18 protein-coding genes are annotated in these 18,902 nt (G+C 30.0%); all 18 read left to right on the forward strand.

Features of this window, described 5'->3' with window-relative positions:
* Position 1 precedes the first annotated feature (1 nt).
* The 18 genes from bioA (at position 2) to recN (ending at position 18,868) form a co-directional block, all read left to right on the forward strand.
* Complete coding sequence (bioA, locus tag B5D16_RS00810; protein WP_078765051.1) at positions 2–1,210, forward strand: adenosylmethionine--8-amino-7-oxononanoate transaminase; 1,209 nt, start codon at positions 2–4, stop codon at positions 1,208–1,210.
* Between the two features lie 232 nt (positions 1,211–1,442).
* The gene (gene ruvA / locus B5D16_RS00815; protein ID WP_078765052.1) at positions 1,443–2,048 is read left to right on the forward strand and encodes a Holliday junction branch migration protein RuvA; all 606 of its coding nucleotides are present in this window, start codon (positions 1,443–1,445) and stop codon (positions 2,046–2,048) included.
* 78 nt (positions 2,049–2,126) lie between these two features.
* Positions 2,127–3,125, forward strand: a complete 999-nt coding sequence (ruvB, locus tag B5D16_RS00820; protein ID WP_078765053.1) for a Holliday junction branch migration DNA helicase RuvB — start codon at positions 2,127–2,129, stop codon at positions 3,123–3,125.
* Positions 3,126–3,230: 105 nt separating this feature from the next.
* Entirely contained in the window at positions 3,231–3,842 is a 612-nt protein-coding gene (locus tag B5D16_RS12755; RefSeq protein ID WP_078765054.1) for a cell division protein ZapA, read from the forward strand.
* 91 nt (positions 3,843–3,933) lie between these two features.
* On the forward strand, positions 3,934–6,240 hold the full coding sequence (locus tag B5D16_RS00830) for a peptidase U32 family protein (RefSeq protein ID WP_078765055.1): 2,307 nt from the start codon (positions 3,934–3,936) through the stop codon (positions 6,238–6,240).
* Between the two features lie 45 nt (positions 6,241–6,285).
* The gene (locus B5D16_RS00835) at positions 6,286–7,704 is read left to right on the forward strand and encodes an FtsW/RodA/SpoVE family cell cycle protein (RefSeq protein ID WP_078765056.1); all 1,419 of its coding nucleotides are present in this window, start codon (positions 6,286–6,288) and stop codon (positions 7,702–7,704) included.
* Positions 7,705–7,737: 33 nt separating this feature from the next.
* Entirely contained in the window at positions 7,738–9,303 is a 1,566-nt protein-coding gene (locus B5D16_RS00840; protein ID WP_078765057.1) for a peptidoglycan D,D-transpeptidase FtsI family protein, read from the forward strand.
* A gap of 82 nt (positions 9,304–9,385) precedes the next feature.
* Complete coding sequence (locus B5D16_RS00845) at positions 9,386–9,829, forward strand: NUDIX hydrolase (RefSeq protein WP_078765058.1); 444 nt, start codon at positions 9,386–9,388, stop codon at positions 9,827–9,829.
* 172 nt (positions 9,830–10,001) lie between these two features.
* Positions 10,002–10,370: an Asp23/Gls24 family envelope stress response protein gene (locus B5D16_RS00850; RefSeq protein ID WP_200803900.1), complete on the forward strand. Its 369-nt coding sequence runs from the start codon at positions 10,002–10,004 to the stop codon at positions 10,368–10,370.
* A 24-nt stretch (positions 10,371–10,394) separates the two neighbouring features.
* A complete protein-coding gene (gene nusB, locus B5D16_RS00855) occupies positions 10,395–10,790 on the forward strand; it encodes a transcription antitermination factor NusB (protein WP_078765060.1) in 396 nt (131 codons plus the stop codon).
* A gap of 9 nt (positions 10,791–10,799) precedes the next feature.
* Complete coding sequence (xseA, locus tag B5D16_RS00860) at positions 10,800–11,999, forward strand: exodeoxyribonuclease VII large subunit (RefSeq protein WP_078765061.1); 1,200 nt, start codon at positions 10,800–10,802, stop codon at positions 11,997–11,999.
* Positions 12,000–12,003: 4 nt separating this feature from the next.
* Positions 12,004–12,198 (forward strand): exodeoxyribonuclease VII small subunit, encoded by a 195-nt coding sequence (xseB, locus tag B5D16_RS00865; RefSeq protein WP_078765062.1) that lies wholly within the window; start codon positions 12,004–12,006, stop codon positions 12,196–12,198.
* Entirely contained in the window at positions 12,191–13,081 is an 891-nt protein-coding gene (locus B5D16_RS00870; RefSeq protein ID WP_078765063.1) for a polyprenyl synthetase family protein, read from the forward strand. The genes xseB and B5D16_RS00870 overlap by 8 nt, the downstream gene beginning before the upstream one ends.
* Before the next feature lie 44 nt (positions 13,082–13,125).
* Complete coding sequence (gene dxs, locus B5D16_RS00875) at positions 13,126–14,997, forward strand: 1-deoxy-D-xylulose-5-phosphate synthase (RefSeq protein ID WP_078765064.1); 1,872 nt, start codon at positions 13,126–13,128, stop codon at positions 14,995–14,997.
* Positions 14,994–15,821 (forward strand): TlyA family RNA methyltransferase, encoded by an 828-nt coding sequence (locus B5D16_RS00880; RefSeq protein WP_078765065.1) that lies wholly within the window; start codon positions 14,994–14,996, stop codon positions 15,819–15,821. Before dxs ends, B5D16_RS00880 begins: the two co-directional genes overlap by 4 nt.
* Before the next feature lie 37 nt (positions 15,822–15,858).
* Positions 15,859–16,710, forward strand: coding sequence for an NAD(+)/NADH kinase (locus B5D16_RS00885; RefSeq protein ID WP_078765066.1), 852 nt, complete (start codon positions 15,859–15,861; stop codon positions 16,708–16,710).
* A gap of 1 nt (position 16,711) precedes the next feature.
* Positions 16,712–17,158 (forward strand): arginine repressor, encoded by a 447-nt coding sequence (gene argR / locus B5D16_RS00890; protein ID WP_078765067.1) that lies wholly within the window; start codon positions 16,712–16,714, stop codon positions 17,156–17,158.
* 30 nt (positions 17,159–17,188) lie between these two features.
* Entirely contained in the window at positions 17,189–18,868 is a 1,680-nt protein-coding gene (gene recN, locus B5D16_RS00895) for a DNA repair protein RecN (RefSeq protein ID WP_078765068.1), read from the forward strand.
* The last annotated feature ends 34 nt before the right edge of the window (positions 18,869–18,902 follow it).

Genomic DNA, 18,902 nt, shown 5'->3' on the forward strand with positions numbered 1-18,902 from the left:
AATGATTTGGTATCCATATGTTCAAATGAAAACAATGAGTGAACCTATAAAAATAAAATATGCTAAAGGAGTTCATTTATATACTGAAGATGATCATGATTTAATAGATTCAGTATCATCTTGGTGGAGTGTTATACACGGATATAATCATCCTGAAATTAATGAGGCTATTAATAACCAACTTGAAAAATTTGCTCATGTGATGCTTGGTGGATTAACACATGATAATGTGTTGAAATTATCAGACAAATTAGCAAGTTGGTTACCTGGAGATTTGGATTATTGTTTCTTTTCTGATTCAGGAAGTGTAGCAGTAGAAGTTGCATTAAAGATGGCACTACAATTTAATACAAATCGTGGAAGTGATCGAGAAATGATTTTAGCATTAGAGCATGCTTATCATGGTGATACTTTTAAGGCAATGGAAGTTGGTGATGATGTTGATTATCATTTTGCGTTTGGTGATAATAACGAAAAGAAAAAAGGTGTAATTCATATTCCAACAAAAATTGATGCGTTAGAAAGCGCATTTGCTGAATATGGCGATAAATTAACATGCTTTATAGTTGAGCCCCTATTACAAGGTGCTGGCGGAATGCTTATGTATGATATTAGTTTTTTAGAGAAGGCAAGAATTCTTTGCGATAAGTATGATGTTTTATTAATATTTGATGAAGTTGCTACAGGTTTTGGTAGAACAGGTAATAGATTTGTTGCTGACTTGGTTTTGCCAGATATATTAGTTTTAGGTAAAGCATTAACAGGTGGCTATATAGGACATGCTGTAACTGTAGCAAATAAAAAAGTTTTTGATGGATTTTTAAGTGATGATGATACAAAAGCATTTATGCATGGACCAACATTTATGGGAAATGCATTAGCCTGTGCAGCTGCTTTAAAATCCATAGAATTATTTGAAAGAGATAATTACATCGAAAGAATAAAGAATATTGAAAATATAACAAGGCGAGAAATGAAAGGATTTAATGATCCAAGAATAAAAGAAATTCGAATTATGGGTGGATGCGTATGTATTGAAGTTTATGATGAAAAAACACTTGAAGGATTTAAAAAGTTTGCATATGATAATGGAGTATTTAGTAGAACCTTTTTAAAATATATGTATGCTATGGTTCCGTATGTGATAAAAGAAGAGGAACTAGTTACGATATTAGACACTATGAAAAAATGGTTTGATTATAAGAAGTAGATTTTATAAAAGTAAATATATATTTAGATAAATGTAATGGCTAAAAATATAAAATTTAATAATATTTTTAGCCTTATTTTTTTACTTATGCATTTTATTGTTACATTGAAAAAATATATATTTTACGTTATACTATTGTAGTATTTGTATAAGAAAAATATTGAATTTTAAAAAGATATTTTATCAGTTATATATTTTATTAATTATATATTTTATATGAAAAGAGGATTATATGTTTGCTTTTGTAAAAGGTGAAGTTGCTGACCTTATGGAAGGTATTGTAATAGTTGAAAACAACGGAATTGGATATGAAATTTTAGTTCCATCAGATGTTGTATCTGAAGTTACAATTGGCATGGATGTTAAACTTCATACATATTTTCATGTTAAAGAAGATGCCATGACTTTATTTGGATTTTTAAGTCGTGAAGATTTAAATATATTTAAAAAACTAATTACTGTTAATAGTGTTGGACCTAAGAGTGCTTTATCTATAATGTCCACATTAACAACATCGGATTTAATTACTGCAATTATCTCAGGAGATAGTAAAGCAATTTCAAAAGCTCCAGGTGTTGGTAGTAAGTCAGCACAAAAAATAATATTAGAATTAAAAGATAAGTTTGATACAGAAGATATATTAGGAACTGCTGCAGGATTTTCAGATGGAAGCAACCAGAGTTCAGCTGGTAATAGCGCTATTAACGATGCAATTGAAACACTTGTTACTTTAGGCTATGGAAAGTCGCAGGCTCTTAAAGCTGTTTCTTCAGTTGAGATTAAAGATTCATATGAAGCTGGAGATATTGTATCATTAGCATTAAAAATTATAAATTAATACAAGATAATAAATATTTAATTATAAATAATAGATTTATATTATTTATAATCATAAATTTATATATGGTAGGTTAATATGGAACGAAGAACACTTAATACAGATATATCTGGTGAAGATATTAAAATCGAAAAGAGTTTAAGACCTGTATATTTATCAGAATATATTGGTCAGGAAAGACTTAAAGGAAATTTACAAATTTCAATAGATGCTGCTAAAAGAAGAGGTGAAAGCTTGGATCATATTTTATTTTATGGTCCGCCGGGACTTGGTAAAACAACACTTGCTGGAATAATTGCTCATGAGATGGGTGTTAAAATGAAAGCTACATCTGGTCCGGCTATTGAAAAACCTGGTGAAATAGCAGCTATTCTTAATGGCTTATCTGAAGGTGATGTTTTGTTTATAGATGAGATTCATAGACTTAATAGACAGGTAGAAGAAGTTTTATATTCAGCTATGGAAGATTTTTATATTGATGTAGTTATTGGTAAGGATTCTGGTAGTAGATCTGTTAGAATTAATCTTCCAAAATTCACATTAGTTGGTGCAACAACAAGAGCAGGTATGCTTACAGCGCCACTAAGGGATAGATTTGGTATATCTTATAAACTAGATTATTACACTCCTGGTGAACTTAAGGAGATTATTATTCGTTCATCTGAATTGTTAGATGTTGATATCAATGAAGATGCTGCATCAGACCTTTCAAAACGTTCAAGAGGTACACCAAGAATTGCAAATCGACTTTTAAAAAGAGTAAGAGATTATGCACAAATTAGATTTGATGGAGTTATTACAAAGGATGTTGTTTCAAGTACTTTAGATTTAATGGAAATTGATTCCCTTGGTCTTGATAAGGGTGATAAGTCAATATTAGAAACTATTATATATAAATTTGCTGGTGGGCCAGTTGGTATTGATACACTTGCTGCATCTTTAGGAGAGGATGCTGGAACAATAGAAGATGTATATGAACCATTTTTATTACAACAGGGTTTTATCAATAGAACACCACGTGGACGAGTAGTAACTGAAGCTGCATATAAACATCTTGGGGTAAGCATGGGTGAATAAGCACTATATATTGAGTTTTTTATGTCAAAAAACTGTTGCATTTACGCTGAAATAATGTATAATGGAATTAGTTATGTAAATCAAAATTATTCGGAGGGGTAATGTATGTCATCAAAGAATGCAGTTGATGTTATTATAGATGGTAAAATCTTCACGCTTAGTGGATTTGAAAGTGATGCTTATCTACAAAAGATTGCATCTTATCTTAATACAAAAATAACAGAATACAAAAAAGACGACGTTTACAGAAGACAGAATAGAGACTTTCAGCATGCTTTATTAGAAATCAATATTGCAGATGATTATTTTAAGGCAAAAAAGCAGGCAGATATGCTTGAAAATGATGTTGAAGAAAAAGATAAACAAATATATGACCTAAGACATGAACTTATAGCTTTACAGGTTAAACTTGATACTTTAACTAAGGAAAATGCTGATTATAATAAACGAGTTGTTGAATATCAAAAGAGACTTATAAAGATTGAAACTATGATGGAAAATAGTGTTTCAGCACCTGTAAGTGTTGAAACTACTGTTGAAGATGCAGTTGAAGAAAAGCCTAAAAAAACTAGAGTTAGAAAGACTACCGTAAAGAAAGAAACAGTGGAAACACCTTTAGAGATTATGGCTAAAGAAGCTTCTGTAGATGAAGAAGAAAAACCTAAGAAGCGTACACGTAGAACTACAAAAAAGACTGACACTCCGGTTGAGGAATAATTAATTTTATATATTTGCTTTTTAAACGGTCAAACGTGTTATTTGACCGTTTATATTTTTATGAGAATATTTTATTGATTACAGGTGATTTATGAATATTACACGAAAAGTAGAATTACTTGCTCCTGCAGGTGATTTAGAATGTATAAAAGCAGCCATTAATGCAGGGGCTGATGCGGTATATACTGGTGGCAATAAATTTGGTGCAAGAGCATTTGCTAATAACCTAAATAAGGATGAACTTATTGAGGCTATTAATTATGCGCATATTCATGAAGCATTTATATATTTAACTGTAAATACTCTTTTAAAAGATGATGAAATAAAAAAAGATTTATATGACTATATTTTACCTTTATACGAAGCTGGACTTGATGCAGTCATAGTTCAGGATATGGGGGTATTTAAATTTATAAAAGATAACTTTAAAAATCTTGATATTCATATTAGTACACAGAGTACAATTAACGGTAAAAGAACCGCAAAAAAATATAAAGAACTAGGTGCTTCTCGTGTTGTTACTCCTAGAGAATTATCTCTTGAAGGTATAAAAGACATTAGTGAAAATGTTGATATTGAAATTGAAAGTTTTATTCATGGTGCATTATGCTATTGTTACTCAGGTATGTGTTTATTAAGTTCGGTTATTGGTGGTAGAAGTGGAAACAGAGGTCGATGTGCACAGCCTTGTAGAAAGGATTATGTATTTGAAGAACACAAATCCACTTTATTAAGTACTAAGGATATGTGTACAATAAAGATTCTTCCAGAAATTATTAATAGTGGTGTTTATTCACTTAAAATTGAAGGCCGAATGAAAAAACCTACATATGTTGCTGGTGTTGTTAGCATATATAGAAAGTACATAGATTATTATCTATCCAATAAAGATAGTATTGATAGTGGAAAAATGAAATATGAAGTTAAGGATGATGATTATAATAACTTATTAGATCTATTTAATAGAAATGGATTTAATGAAAGTTATTATAAAATTCATTGTGATAAAAGCATGATGTCTTTAACTAAACCAAAATTTAGAGCAGAGAATAAATCCTTAACTGATTATTTAAATAAATCCTTTATTGAAAATAATAAAAGAGAAGATTTAATTATAGATGTTGTGATAAAAAAAGATACTCCAATTAAAGTTAAGGTTACTGCTTTAAGAAAGTATGAAGAATATATTATCACAGAATTTGAAAGTATTACACCAGATTTAGCTATTAATAGAGAATTAGATGCTAATGAAGTAGAAAAGCAATTATCAAAACTTGGTAATACTTTGTATATTGCAAAAGAAATAAATGTTAATTTAGAAAGTGGTTTATTCTTATCTGTTGGTAATCTAAAACAATTAAAAAGAGAATGTGTAGATAGAATAACTGAAATCATTAATCAGAAATATGTTACTAATAGAATAGTTGATTACAAATTTGAAAATGAATTATCTAAAGATATAAATAATTTTAATAAATTAAAAGATTTAAATAATTGCAAAAATAAAGATAAAAGATTAAGAGTTTTAGTTAATGATTTTAATCAACTTGAAAATATAATTGAATTAGATATTGATTTTGATATCTATGTTGAGGATTTTATTTTTGAAAAACCTGAAAAATTTTATAAATTTTTAAAAATGGCTCATAGCAGAAATAAGAAGATATATTATGCATGTATTAGATTTTTACATTTTGAAAAAGAAAAGATGTTTATGGATTCTATCAATGAGCTAATTAATAATGATATTGATGGTTTTTTAATAAGGAGTTATGAAGAATACTTTATTATTAATAATATAATTAAAAACATTAATAAAAATTTAGATTTAATTTTTGATAATACCATTTATACTTTTAATTCGTATAGTTTCAATTGTATTGATGAATTTATAAGCGAAAATAAAGAGCTTTTTAACGATGAAAATATCAATAAATCTTATAACAATTTATGCTTAACATTTCCATTAGAATTAAGATATGAACAGATTAAAAACCTTATTTCAAATTATAATGAAGAATTAGTTGTTTATGGTAAAATGCCAGTTATGGTATCAGCTAATTGTGTTATTAGAAATACCAAGGGTTGTTCGCATAAATGTGAAAAAGGATATATAAAAGACGACTTAAATAATAAGTTTCAAATTGCTACTAACTGTAGATACTGTCAAAATACAATTTATAATAGTGTACCTACATCTTTATATGGTGTATTTGATAAAGTGCTTGATATTAATAATAAGTACTTACGACTAGAATTTACAGATGAAGGTATTGAAGAAATAATTGACATTATTACTAGTTATGCTAGATTGCTATATAGTGGTGAAAAAAGTGATTATATATTCTTTGAAAATAATAATTTTACAAGAGGACATTTCTTAAGAGGTGTGAAATAAAACATGAAAAATTTATATAAGAAATAATATGAGAAAGGAAGAGTTATGGAGAGTTTTTTTCTTGCACTATCTAAGTACTTAATGATTACATATATGGCTATTTATTCCATAATGTGTTTTCAGGCTGCAGGTGCAAAGACTAAAGAGAATATAAAAAACATTTATAATAGTCAGAATATTTTAATATTCTTACTTCATTTTACTGGTTTTTTAGTTATATACATAAATAAACCAGAGCAAAAAATTATTAATTTATATGGCTTGCAATTATTATATTTTATAATTGTTCTTGCTGTATTCCCAATGCTTTATAGCACACTTAACAGATTGTTGTTAAGTAATATGTGTATGCTTATTGCTATTGGTTTCGTTATGATTACAAGACTTAACTATGATAAATGCTTAAAGCAGTTTTACATAGCATGTTTTGCTACAACTCTTACAATCATAGTTCCATTTATGATTAGTAAAATATCATTACTTAAGGATTTAACTTATGTTTACGGTATTATTGGAATTGTAATGCTTGGAATCGTGTTTGTTTTAGGTAGAGCAGTATTTGGTGCGATGATTAACATTAGAATATTGGGTTTTTCATTTCAGCCATCTGAATTCGCTAAGATATTTTTTGTATTTTTTATAGCTGGTATGCTTAGTCAATCAACCAGATTTAAACATATATTTATAACCACGGTATTTGCTGGTATATATGTTATTATTTTAGTTTTATCAAAGGATTTAGGTGGAGCACTTATATTCTTTTTGGTTTATTTATTTATGTTATATGCTGCTACAAGTCAGTTTTTATATTTATTTGCAGGCCTTGCTGGTGGAACAGGAGCTTCAATTATAGCGTATAAGCTTTTTGCTCACGTAAGAGTTAGAGTTGCTGCATTTAAAGATCCTTGGTCAATAATCGATAATGAAGGTTATCAGATTGCCCAATCTTTATTTGCTATTAGCGCTGGCGGATGGCTTGGAACAGGTCTATGTAAGGGTATGCCAGATAAAATTCCTGTAGTTGAAAAGGACTTTATTTTTAGCGCAATTGCCGAAGAATTTGGTGGCATATTTGCTTTATTATTAATACTTGTTTGCATGAGTTGTTTTGTAGCATTTATTAGAACAGCGGTTATTCAAAAGAAGTTCTTTTATAAATTAATTGCATATGGATTTGGTATAGCTTATGTTGTACAGATTTTCCTAACAATTGGCGGAAGTATTAAAATGATACCAAGTACTGGTGTTACTTTACCACTTGTTAGTTATGGTGGTAGTTCTATTCTTGGTACAATTATTGTATTTTCAATAATTCAGGGTATTACTGTTTTAGCAAGAAGCCAGGAAAAGAATGCTGTTAATGAAAGTGATGTTGAAGATGTAACGGTAGGTTACAGTGATTTTACTGATAATAACAAATATAAAACTGCCAAAAAGGCAATGCGTCAGATTAAAAAGAAATAAATTATAAAGAGGAATTTAGTAGAGGAGATTAAAGTGACTAATAAACAGACGAATAACAATAAATCAAATGTTAATAAGTCAAGAAATACAAGATATAATTCTGCTAAAGGCAAAACGGGAAGACCAACAAGTAGAAGAGGCAGAAGAGTTAAAGTTGATAAAAACGGAAACACTGCAAGTGAAATTACTGCTAACAAAAAAACTAATAAAGTTGTAGTTAGTACTATGGTTATATTTTCATTGCTTTTTATAGCCATGGGAATATATTACGCATATTTTGTTTCTGTTGAAAGTAAAAAAATAGTTAAAAATGAATATAATAAAAGATATGATACCTTTTCAAAAACTGTTGTAAGAGGTAGCATTTTAAGTGATTCCGGTGAAATATTAGCTTATACAAAAGAAGAAGATGGTAAAGAAGAAAGAATCTATCCTTTTGGTAAGTTATTTGCTCATGCTGTAGGCTTATATAATTATGGTCAAACAGGTATTGAACTTGCATATAATTATGACTTATTACGTTCTAGTGTGGATGGTTTTAAAGAAATTCGAAATGAATTTTCTGGTAGCAAATTAGATGGTGATAATGTTGTCACGACACTTAATAGAAAATTACAACAGAAATCATATGATGCGTTAGGTGAAAATGATGGTGCCATAATTGCAATTGATCCTGAAACTGGAAAGATTTTGTCAATGGTTTCTAAACCTACTTTTGATCCAAATAAAGTTGGTGAAATGTGGGATGAATTATTATCAAAAGATACAAAATCTACAGTTCTTTTAAATCGTGTAACTCAAGGTTTATATACACCGGGTTCGACTTTTAAAATCTTTACAGCTGCTGAATATCTAAAAGAAAATGGTGATGATAGTGAATTTACTTACAAATGTTCGGGTGCACAGACTTTTAAAGGATATAAGATGAGATGTTATGGCAATCAGGCTCATGGAACCGAAGATTTAAAGGAAAGTTTCGCTAATTCATGTAATGGAGCATTTGCTACAATTGGTACAGAACTAGATATCGATAAGTTTTCATGGAATATGGAAAATAGATTTTTCTTTAATACACAAATACCAATTGATTTAAAAACTACTCAAAGTAAATTTAGTCTTACATCTACAGATTCAGAGTTTGATATTACTCAGACTGCAATTGGACAGGGTAAAACTTTAGTTACACCTATGCATATGGTTACTATTGTTGATGCTATTGCTAATGGAGGATACCTTATCAAGCCTCATATTGTCGATAAGATTCAAAACTGCGAAGGCAAAGTTGTAAAATCTTTTGATATGGAATCATATGGTCGTGTATTTTCAAAAAGCGAATCAGAAACTCTTATGGAATATATGAGGGCTGTTGTTACACAGGGTACAGCTAAAATATTAAATAATAAAAAATATGAAGCTTATGGTAAGACAGGTACTGCCCAGCTTAATAAAGAAACTGATAAAGTTAATTCTTGGTTTGTAGGTGGTGCGGAAAAAGATGGTAAAAAACTATGCATCTGTGTGGTTATTGAAAATGTATCGGAAGGATCAGCTTCAGCAACAGAAGCAGCTGGAAAAGTCTTTGACCAATATTTTAAATAAAGTTAAACTGCATTGATTTATATTTGCTCATAGTTTATAATAATCTTAAGTTTGTAAACACCTCATGACAAGGAGGCATAAGATGATTAATGCGACAAGTTGCGGTGGTGTTGTAATATTTAGAGGTAAAGTATTACTCTTATACAAAAATTTTAAAAACAGATATGAGGGTTGGGTTTTACCAAAAGGAACAGTAGAACCAGGTGAGGATCATAAAGAGACGGCACTTCGAGAAGTATTTGAAGAAGCCGGTGTAAGTGCTACTATCATGAAGTATGTTGATACTAGTAGTTATACTTTTAATGTTCCTGAAGGTGAGGTTAACAAGGAAGTACATTGGTATTTGATGATGGCTGATAGTTATCATTCAAAGCCACAGAAAGAAGAGTATTTCTTTGACTCAGGATATTACAAATATCACGAAGCCTACCACCTACTTAAGTTCGCTAATGAAAGACAGATTCTTGAAAAAGCTTATGATGATTATTTAAAGCTAAAAGAAAGGAATCTATGGGGGATCAAGTAAGTTAAAAGAAGTAGGATTAAAAAGCCAAAAGCGTAGTAATTACACTTTTGGCTTTTTAATATGTGACAATTAATTTTTTGTGATTTTTGGTTGCAATAACATGCTAAATTAGGTATAATTTAATAGGTATACTTTTAGGAAAAACACGCATAGTAATGGAGGTTTAAATATAATGGAAGAACGTAATACATATAAAATATATGAAGGTGGAAATATTGGTGAAGTTCAGATTGCTGATGATGTTGTTGCATCAATAGCTGGACTTGCTGCAACAGAAGTTAAAGGTGTTATTTCTTTAGCCGGTGGTGTTACAGCTGAACTTATTTCTAAACTTGGAATGAAAAAATTATCTAAGGGTGTTAAAGTTGTAGTTGAAGAAAGTAATGTTACTGTTTCTGTGGCTATTAACGTTGAATTCGGTTCAAATATCCCTGAAGTATCAGCTAAGGTACAGGAGAAAGTTAAAACTACTGTTGAAAACATGACAGGTCTTAGCGTTATTGGAGTTAATGTTAAGGTATTAGGTATAGGGGAAGAATAATACCAGAAGGAGACTATCCCATTTATGAGTAGAAGTGAATTACGAGAGAAAACTTTTGTTATGTTATATTGCAAGGAATTTCATGATAAGGATGATATGCCTTCTCAGATTGCAATGTATCTAGAGAATTTTGAAAAAGTATCTGAAGATGAGAAAGATTTCATTGAAAAGAGAGCATTTGCTGTAATGGATGAGATTCCTTCTTTAGATGAAAAAATAAATGAAGTAGCTACTGGTTGGAAGACAGATCGTATGAGTAAAGTTGATTTAGTTATTATTAGACTTGCTTTATATGAGATTTTAAAGGATGATGACGTACCAACTAAAGTTGCAATTAATGAAGCTGTTGAACTTGCTAAAAAGTATGGTGGAAGTAGTTCGACATCTTTCGTTAATGGTATTTTAGCTAAACTAGTTTAAGGAGGCTTTATGGCAAGTGTTTATACTGTAAGCCAGATAAGTCAATATATAAAGAATATGTTCACTCAGGATTATATGTTAAAGAGTGTTTCGATTATTGGTGAGATTAGTAATCTCAAATATCATAGTAGTGGACATATATATTTTTCTGTTAAAGAAGGTGACGCAGTACTTGATGGTATAATGTTTAAATCAAGTACTGCTTCTTTAAAATTTAGACTTAAGGACGGCTTAAGAGTAATTATTACTGGAAGCATAGAACCTTATAAAGGCAATAGTAAGTATCAGATTTATGCAAGAACAATTACTCTTGATGGTCAGGGTGAATTATATCAAAGATATGAGCAATTAAAGAAAGAACTTGAAGAGATGGGCATGTTTGATGACATGTATAAATCTCCAATACCAAAATATGCAATAAACATTGGCATTGTTACATCACCAACTGGTGCTGCAATCCAAGATATTATAAATGTTTCGAAAAGACGTAACCCATATGTAAAACTCGTTTTATATCCAGCACTTGTTCAAGGTGATGGAGCTGCGCCTGACATAGTTAATGGTATAAAAACACTTGATGAATTAAATCTTGATGTTATTATTGTTGGCCGTGGTGGTGGATCCATTGAAGATTTATGGGCATTTAATGAAGAGATAGTTGCTAAAGCAATCTTTGAATGTAATACGCCTATTATTTCGGCTGTTGGTCATCAGACTGATTATACAATTGCTGATTTTGTATCTGACTTAAGAGCACCAACACCATCTGCAGCTGCTGAAATAGCAGTATTTGAATATTCAAAATTCATTGAAGAACTTGAATCTTTTGAATATACATTAAAACAGCATTTATATAATAAAATTGATTTAAATAAACATAAGGTTTTATCATATGAAAAATTAATTAAATCAAAAAGTCCAAGGAATATTATTAATCTTAAAAAGCATAAGCTTATGCAGTACGAAGGTGACTTATCAAAACTTATGCATGATAAGATTATTTATAATAGAAATAGATTAAGTATTATTGCTACTAAACTTGAAGGGAAATCACCACTTAATAAAATTGGTAATGGATTTGCCTATGTTAGCGATAGTAATAATAAAGGTCTTAAGAGTGCAAAAGAAGTTAAAATAGGCGATGAACTTACAATTTCTCTTAAGGACGGTATTATAAAAAGTCAGATTTCAGACATTAAGGAAAGGTGATGAAATGGCGAATAAAAAAGAGTTAAGTATTGAAGATATATATGATAAATTAGATGGTTTAATTGAACAGATGGATAGTGATGATATTTCACTTGAAGACAGTTTTAAATTATACAATGAAGGCTTATTGCTTGTTAAAGAGTGTAATGAAAAAATCGAAAAAGTTGAAAAGGATATAGAGGTATTGGAAAATGAGTAATTTTGAAAACTTATTAAAAGAAAAGGCTGAATTTGCTGATAAAATAATTAAATCTTATGTACCAATTAATATTGGAATCATGAGTAAAATCATAGAAACGATGGACTATAGTGTTATGGCTGGTGGTAAAAGACTTCGTCCTATCTTGATCATGGAAACTGCTAGAAAGTTTGATTTTGATATTGATGAATTAATTCCATTTATGGCTGCAATTGAATATATTCATACATATTCTCTTGTTCATGATGATTTACCAGCCATGGATAATGATAAATACAGAAGAGGTAAACTTACAACTCATGCTAAATACGGTGAAGCTATGGGCGTTTTAGCAGGAGATGCTTTACTTAACTACGCATTTGAAATTGGTATTAGTTCAATTAAGGAGTCAAAGAATAAGGATTTAGCTATTGATGCATTAGAAGTTCTTGCAAGAAATGCTGGATATTCTGGTATGATAGGTGGTCAGGCATCTGATATAGAGAATGAAGGCAAGGATATGGATTTAGATATGCTTGACTATATTTACGAAAATAAAACTGGAGCGTTAATTGAAGCAGCAATGTCAATGGGTGCTATATTAGGTGGTGCCTCAGAAGATGAAATATCAGATATTGAAGATGCAGCAAGTAGCATCGGTATGGCATTCCAAATCATGGATGATGTGTTGGATGTGATTGGTGATGAAAAAGAACTTGGTAAGCCACTTCATAGTGATGAAAAGAATAATAAAACAACTTATGTTACTATTTATGGAGTTGAAGAGGCCAAGAAAAAAGTTGAGTATTATATAAATGATGCAAAAGAAATATTAAGTAATGTTGGTAATCCTAATCCATTCTTAGATGAATTATTAGATTATCTTACTGTTAGAAGTAAATAATTATTTAGGAGTTTATATTATTATCTGAGCAAAGAGGTGAACTGATGTTTCTTGAACAGATTGAAGGGCCTAATGATATTAAAAAAATTAAGCCAAAGGATTATTCAAAATTAGCATTAGAAATCAGAAGATTTCTTGTACATAAAGTAAGTAATACAGGTGGACATCTTGCATCTAATTTAGGAACCGTTGAACTTACCATGGCGCTTCATTTAGCGCTTGATTTACCGAAAGATAAAATTATATGGGATGTAGGACATCAAAGTTACACTCATAAATTATTAACAGGTCGAATGAATGAATTCGATTCACTTAGAAGTTTTGGTGGTCTTAGTGGATTTCCTAAAATGAGTGAGAGTCCATGTGATGTGTTTGATACTGGACATAGTTCTACATCTATTTCAGCAGGTCTTGGTATAGTTATGGGCCAGCAGATAAAAGGTGAAGATGGTACAGTTGTATGCGTTATTGGAGATGGTGCACTTACAGGCGGTATGGCTTTTGAAGCACTTAATAATGCTGCCATGGTAAATAGAAACTTTATTATTATTTTAAATGATAATAAGATGTCTATTTCAGAGAATGTTGGTAGTATGTCAAGTTATCTTGATAATTTAAGACTAGGTGAAGGTTATAATGACTTAAAAGCCGGCGTTCAGAAAACTCTTCATAGAGTACCAGTAATTGGTGATACTCTTGTTGATAAAATTGTTAAAACTAAGAGTAGTATTAAACAATTATTTATACCAGGTATGCTTTTTGAAGATATGGGTATAACATATGTTGGACCATTTGATGGACATGATGTTAAAAAACTTGTAAATATAATTGGCGAAGCTAAAAAGATTGATCATCCTGTTTTAATTCACGTTCTAACGAAGAAAGGAAGAGGCTATAGATATGCCGAAAGCAATCCATCAAAGTTTCATGGAATTGCACCTTTTGTAGTTAAAACTGGTGAGTTAAAAACTAAGAAGAAAGGATTAACATATACGGATGTATTTGCTAATACACTTTCTAATCTTGCTTATGAAGATAAAAAGATTATGGCGATTACTGCCGCGATGCCTGACGGAACAGGACTTTCAAGATTCAAAAAGAAATTTCCTGATAGATGTTTAGATGTTGGTATAGCTGAAGAACATGCGGTAACATTCGCAGCTGGTATGGCAACTACTGGTTTAAAACCGTTTTTCGCTGTTTATTCTTCATTTTTACAAAGATCTTATGACCAGATTATACATGATGTTTGTATTCCAAAACTTCCAGTTAAGTTTATGGTTGATAGAGCCGGATTGGTTGGTAAGGATGGTGAAACACATCAAGGTATATTTGATATTTCCTATCTATTAAGTGTACCTAATATGACTGTTATCGCACCAATTAATGCAAAAGAATTAGAAATGGCTGTTAAATACTCAGCATCTTTTGAAGCACCTATTGCGGTTAGATATAGCCGAGGTTATGCTTGTGATGTTTATTCGGATGAAATTACAGAATTTGAATATGGTAAAAGCATATGCTTAAAGAAGGGTGAAAAGATTGCAATAATAAATGTAGGTAACATGATAGAAGAATCAAAAAAATGTGTTGATAAATTTATAGAAGATGGATATAATCCTGAACTTATAAATGCTAGATTTATTAAACCTCTTGATAAAGACATGATTAAAGATGTTGTTAATAGATTTGATTATGTTATCACGGTTGAAGAAGGTATTATAAGTGGTGGTTACGGTGAATCCATATTAAAATATATTAATGATTTGAAAAATGAAGGACTTACTAATATTCCAAAGGTATTAAATATCGGAATCGAAGATAAATTTGTTAAACAAGGTGATATAAATACTTTAAGAAAAGTTTTAAAAATTGATGGCGAGTCCATTTATGAAAGGATAAAAAAAATACTATGAAAGAAAGACTCGATGTATTGCTTGTAAATAAAGGCTTATGCGAAAGCAGACAGAAGGCTAAAGCGATTATTATGAGTGGAAATGTCTATGTAGAAAATCAAAAAGAAGATAAGGCAGGTTCAATGTTTGATGTTAATGCAAATATTGAAGTAAGAGGCCACGTTCTTCCCTATGTTTCTAGAGGTGGACTCAAACTTGAAAAAGCCATTAATAATTATAATTTAGATTTAAAAGATAAAATTTGTATGGATGTTGGTGCTTCAACAGGCGGATTTACTGATTGTATGCTTCAAAACGGAGCTATTAAAGTTTATTCTGTTGATGTAGGTCATGGACAACTTGCATGGAAACTTCGTAACGATGAAAGAGTTGTATGCATGGAAAAAACTAATATCCGATATGTAACTAATGAGGATATACCTGACTTAATTGATTTTACTTCAATTGATGTATCTTTTATTTCACTTACACTTGTTTTACCAGTTGTAAAGAATCTTCTTAATATAGGTGGCGAAGTTGTTGCATTAATCAAACCACAGTTTGAAGCTGGAAGAGAAAAAGTTGGTAAAAAGGGGGTTGTAAGAGACCCACAGGTACATTTTGAAGTTATAGAGAAAGTTGTAAACTTTTCAAATGAATTAGGTTTTAAACTATTAGATATTGAATTCTCTCCAATTAAGGGACCTGAAGGAAATATCGAATATCTTATACATTTAAAGAAAGAATCAAACGAAGAAGAGTATAGAGCAGATAATGATGTTGAAGCATTCCTTGAAAAATCAAAAGATATTGTAAATAATGCTCATGATACACTTGATAAATAGATGCAATTGTTTTAATTTTCATTTATAAGGAGTTAACATGAAGAATTTTCTAGTTATTACAAATAAATCAAAAGACTCAAAATTGAAAATTGGTACGCAGATTTTAGAATATGCGAAGAAACATGAAGATGTTAAGATTACTCTTGCTGATGTTGACAGATTAGAAGGAAGGTATAAATTTACTAATCCTGATAAAGTATCTAAAGATATTGAATGTGTAATTGCAGTTGGTGGTGATGGAACACTTCTTCAGGCTGCAAGAGATTTGTTTGAAATTAACGTACCTTTTATCGGTGTTAACAGAGGAACATTAGGTTATTTATCAGAAGTTAAACCAGACCAGGTTGAAGAGATGATGGATAAACTTATAAATGATGAATATACAATTGAAAAACGAATGATGATTGAAGGTGAAGTACATAAAAAGGGCGAAAGATTCGTTACTAGTATTTCCCTTAACGATATTGTTATAAGCAGAATTGCAGGTATGCTTAACTTAAGTGTTTTGGTAAAGAATAAATTCCTTACAACTTATCCTGCTGATGGTGTTATTATATCAACACCTACTGGTTCTACAGCTTATAACTTATCAGCCGGAGGTCCAATTGTTGATCCTCAAGCTGAAATTATTGTAATTACACCTATGTATCCACATACATTAAATACTAGGTCTGTAATTCTTTCAACTAATGATGAAATTACTATTAAAATAAATGAAATTAGAGGCAGTAGTGATAAATGCGGTATATCATTTGATGGAGATTTTCGAATTGAACTTGGAACAGGTGATAAGGTAAAAATCAGAAAGTCAAATGATTATACTAAGATTATAAAATTAAGCGATCAAAGTTTTATTGAAGTTCTAAATGAAAAAATGGGGGATAGATAACTTGAAGGATAAAAGACATAGAAAGATAATAGAAATCATTAACAAATATGATATAGAAACCCAGGAAGAACTTGCAAATATACTTATCAAAGAAGGCTTTAATGTTACTCAGGCAACTGTTTCAAGAGATATTAAAGAACTTAATTTGACTAAAGTCGCTACTAGTAATGGATCTAAGTATACAGTAGGTTCAACAACGGATTTCTCTGATAACAACAAGTATATTCGCATCTTAAAAGATGGTTTTATTTCAATGGATCATGGCGAAAATATTATTGTTATTAAAACTGTTTCAGGTATGGCGATGGCAGTAGCCGCTGCACTTGATGCATTAAAATTTGAAGAAATTATGGGTTGTATCGCAGGTGATGATACAATCATGTGTGCGGCAAAGAACGCTCAGCTTGCTGCATTAGTTATTACTAAAATAGAAAAAATCATATCATAATTTTATTTACAAAATACAGATAGGAGTAATATGCTACTAAGTTTACATGTAAAAAATTTAGCATTAATAAAAGACATAGATGTATCCTTTGAAAAAGGACTTAATATATTAACAGGTGAAACCGGAGCCGGTAAATCTTTATTACTTGGCTCTATTAATATTGCCCTTGGAGCTAAGTTTTCAAAAGATATTATAAGAAATGAAGAGGAAAGTGCTTTAGTTGAATTAATATTTGAGAATAATGATTCTTTACGTGAAATTCTTAGCAAATACGATATTGATGCAAGTGATGATATTATAATTGTAAGCAGAAAGATAAATAATAATAAAAGCATTTCTAAAATTAATGGTTTTACAGTTACTGTTAAGGATTTAAAAAACATTATGCTTAATATGCTTGATATATCAGGACAGCATGAGCACCAGAAATTATTAAGTAAAGAAACACACCTAGACATAGTGGATGAATATGCTAAGGATAAAACTAAGCCTATTCTTACAAAATTAAAGGACTTATATGAAGAATATAAGTATTTGCAAAAATTAAAAGATGAATTTAACATTGATGAGAGTAGTAAAAATAGAGAAATAGATATTCTTCAGTTTGAGACTAATGAAATTGATCAAAAGATATTTATGAAGGATGAAGATGATGCTCTTGAAGAAGAATTTAAAAAGCTAAATAGTGGAACTGATATATGCGAAGACTTAAATAAGGCTTATTCCATATTACAAGGTGATAATGGTGGAGTAAGTTCTGCACTTGAGGATGCATTATCATATGTTAATGATGCTTATAAATATGATGATGGTCTATCAGATCTTAAGGATTCTTTATATGAACTTGATTCCTTATGCAAGGATTTAACTAGAGATTTATATCAAAAATTAGAAGATGTAAGTGTAGATGAAGAAAGGCTTTCCGAAGTAAGTGAAAGACTTGATGAGATTAATCACCTTAAGATGAAATATGGTAATACTTATGAAAGTATTATAAACTATCTAAATGAAAAGAAAGAACAACTTGATTTTTATTTAGATTATGATAATAGATTAAAAGAACATGAAGAGAAAATAGAAAAATGCAAATGTGAAATCATTTCATTATGTGATAAATTAACTGATATTAGAATTAAAACAGCTAAGGTTCTTAAAGAAAAAATTACAGATGTATTATTAGAACTTAATTTCCTTGATGTTAAATTTGATATTGTGGTTAATAATAAGGATGATTTTAATGCAAAAGGTAATAATGAAGTTATATTTATGATTTCAACTAATCCTGGTAGCGATATTAGACCAATTAACGAAGTTGCTTCAGGTGGTGAATTATCACGAATTATGCTTGCTATAAAGACAGTACTTGCAAGTGTTGATGATGTAGATACATTGATATTTGATGAGATTGATAGCGGAATTAGCGGAATAACAGCTTCAATGGTTGCTAAAAAACTATGTGATGTATCAAAATATCGACAGGTTATATGTATAACACACCTTGCTCAAATAGCTGCAATGGCCGATTTGCATTTAAGAATTGATAAAAATGTAATTGATAATAACACATATACAACACTTACAAAACTAGATTATGATGAATCAATAGCTGAGCTTATGAGAATAAGTGGTAACGAGAAATTGACGGATACTGATAAGGCTCATGCAGTTTCGTTAAAACAATCTTGTGATGAATATAAAAAAGGACAATAATCTATCACTTATCACTAAATATTGTAGTAATTAA

The organism is Eubacterium uniforme, from assembly GCF_900167115.1.
Taxonomy (GTDB): Bacteria; Bacillota; Clostridia; order Lachnospirales; family Lachnospiraceae; genus Eubacterium_S; species Eubacterium_S uniforme.